The sequence below is a fragment of the Mycobacterium sp. AZCC_0083 genome (genome assembly GCF_014202335.1).
Lineage (GTDB): Bacteria > Actinomycetota > Actinomycetes > Mycobacteriales > Mycobacteriaceae > Mycobacterium.
Map to the genome: position 1 here is coordinate 474,771 of NZ_JACHGP010000002.1, position 3,115 is coordinate 477,885.

Here is a 3,115-nt window from a genome sequence, read left to right on the forward strand (position 1 = left end):
CTGATTCGCTATCCCTGCGGCTCCGGAATCGGGGCGAGCGAAGCGACGGGATATGCCTGACCCGATCGCCTTGACCACCGTGCGCGGGCGGCGGCCTGAAGCGACGTCAGCCACTTCGACCGGCGCTGCGATGAACGGGGCTTGCCGGTCCGGCCCGACGGCCACCAGTTGGCCTTGCCCACCAGCACCGCCAGCGCGGGCACGGTGATGGTGCGCACTATGAACGTGTCCACCAACAGACCGACGCCGATGATGAAGCCGCCTTGCACCATCGACCCGATGCTGCTGAACAGCATGGCCAACATGGGTGCGGCGAAAATCATCCCCGCAGTGGTGATTACGCTGCCCGTCGTGCGGACCGTGCGGATGACACCAGATCGGATTCCGTTCGGGGATTCGTCGCGAATCCGCGAGATCAACAACATGTTGTAGTCGACGCCGACGGCGACCAGCACGATGAACGCCATCCCCGGCGTGCTCGCAGCCATGGGTTGGCCACCGATGAGCTGGAGCACGATCACCCCGATGCCCAGCGACGCAAGGCACGAAAGGATCACCGTGCCAACGAGATACAGTGGCGCCACCACTGCCCGTAGGAGCAGTACCAGTATCAAGAAGACCACGGCGACGGTGATCAACACGATGAACCGCAGATCATGGTTGAAGTAGTCGCGCAGTTCGCTGTAGTACGGGGTCATGCCCGACATCGATATCGATGCATCGGCCAGCGACGTGTTCGCCTGTGCACCGCGGGCCGTGGCGAGGATCGTCTTGACCTGATCCATGGCCTTGGTGTCGTACGGGTCCAGCGAGGATTGCACCAGATATCGCGCCGAGTGCCCGTCTCGTGACATGAAGACCTTGGCGACATCCTTGAATTGGTCGTTGCCAAGGATCTCCGGCGAAATGTAGAAGCCCGCCACGCCAGGATCCGACGCGTTGAGCTTCATCGACAACAGGAAGGCCGAGGCCCGCGACAGTCCCTCGCCCAGCTGCTTGGTTTGGTCATCGAGGACCCGAAGCCCATCGGCGATCTTTCGACTGCCGTCCGCAAGGGCATCGGCACCCTGCTGAAGACTTGCCATGCTCGAGCCCAACCCATTGGGGTTGTTGGCGCCAAGCGTGCGAATGGCTTTGGCGGCCGCGTCGAGCGAGGGTTGCATCTTGTGCAAGCCATCGACGAGGTTTTGCAGCCGGTCCCGTTGTTCGCCGCAGTTCGGGTCGGTGTCGCACCCGGGATCGTTCTTCAGCCCTTCGAGTGCGTCGGTGGCCATGCCGACCATGTCCTGGAAATTCTGGCTGCCCGACCGGGGTGGCTGGCTCGGCGTGCCCGGGTCCCCAGGGTCGCCAGGATCGCCTGCGGCCTGCGCGTCGGCCAACTCCCGCTGCGCATCCTGGAACTCCTGGGAGCTCTGCAGTTGCTCCCGCACGCTGGACATCGTCTTGTTCAGGCCGTCGAGAATCCCGGTCATCTTCGTCAATTGGCTGCGCACGGTACTGAGGCTGTCGGCGAGTTTGTCGGCACCCCCCGTCAGCTCCGCCCGCGCGTCGGTGCTGTCGGTGATCTTCGACGTCGCGTCGGCGAGTTTGTTGCCGATCTCGCCTGCCTGATAGCTGAGCGTGGCCTGCTCCAGCGGCGCGCCGGTGGGCCGGGTGACGCCCCGCACCGTGTCGATGTCGGGTAACTGACTGACCCGTTGTGCCATCTGCTCGAGATCCGCGAGCGCCTTGGTCGTCCGCAAGTCGTGCGGGGAGTTGATGAAAACGTACTGCGGAGCGGTGAGACTCGCCGGGAAATGATGCTCGATCACAGCCATTCCGACGTTGCTTTCGGCCGATGACGGCAACGAGGTCCGCGCGTCGTAGCTGGTGTGCAACAGGGCCACGCAAGCCGCCAGCGGGACCAGGATGACGAGGCTGGCGACGAGGTGCCTGCCGGGGCGCCGCACGATGTGAATTCCGGACCGCCGCCAGAGCTTGTTGGTGAGCTCCCTTTTCGGCTTCGCCCAGCCACGGCGGCCGCCGAGCACCAGCATCGCGGGCAGCAGCGTGATCGAAGCAAGGAAGGCCACCGCAATCGAGACGGCCAGCGCAGGCCCGGTGGTGGAGAACACCTTGAGGGAGGTGAAGCTCATGCCGAGGAAGGTGATCGCGACGGTCGCCGCGGAGGCAGCGATCACCTTGCCGATCGATGACAGCGCGCGTGCGACGGCAAGATCGGAATCCAGCCCTTGCCTTAGGTATTCGTGATATCGGCTGATCAAGAAGACGGCGTAGTCGACGCCGGCGCCGATCATCATCGCGCTCATGAACACGATCGTCTGTTGGGAGATGGCCAGGCCCATCTCCGCGAGTGCGGCCACCACCTGCGTCGCGGCGGCCTGCGAGACGCCGATGGTCGCCAACGGCAGCAGGATGGTGAAGACGTTGCGGTACACCACGATCAGAATCAGCAGCACCATGACGATGGTCGCGGTCTCGATCACCCGCAGATCGCGCAGCCCGATCTCCTCGCGTTCGGCGACAGTGGCGGTAAGCCCCGTCATGTGCACCGTCAGCGCCGAGCCCGCGACGGTCTGATTGACGGTTGCCACGACGCGCTGGTAGGCCTCATTCGAGGTCGGTGAACCCAATTCGCCCGCAATGCCAACCGGGATGAACCACGCCTGGTGGTCCTTGCTTTCCATCACGTCACGCAGCGGCGGCTGGGAGATGAAGTTCTGCACCATCACGACATCGCGAAGGTTGCGATCCAACTTGTCCACCAAGGTGCGGTAGACGTCCTCGTCGGCGCTGGTCAGCCCGTGGTCGTTGGTGAGCACCACCAGGGCGATGTTCTGGATCCCCGGTTCGTGGAAGGCTTCCGTCATTTGGCGGGTCGCCGCCATCACCGCGGAGTTACCCGGCAGCAGCTCCTGATCGCGGTCGCTCGCCAGTTGCATCAAGGGCGTGACGGCCACCGACAGCACCGCGACCAGAATCAACCAGGCGCCGATCACCAACCACGGCCATCGCAGCACGACGTGTGCCAGACGCCCGAACACGGTGTTGACCGGCGACCTCTCGGCGAGGTCGTCGCGTACCACCCCGTTCGGTCTCCGCGGCCAAGTCAAGT

At 64.2% G+C, this 3,115-nt stretch carries 1 protein-coding gene; it reads right to left on the reverse strand.

What is annotated here, in order from left to right:
- Positions 1 to 8: 8 nt before the first annotated feature.
- On the reverse strand, positions 9 to 3,086 hold the full coding sequence (locus HNP02_RS06010) for an RND family transporter (RefSeq protein WP_309241431.1): 3,078 nt from the start codon (positions 3,084 to 3,086) through the stop codon (positions 9 to 11).
- Positions 3,087 to 3,115 lie beyond the last annotated feature (29 nt).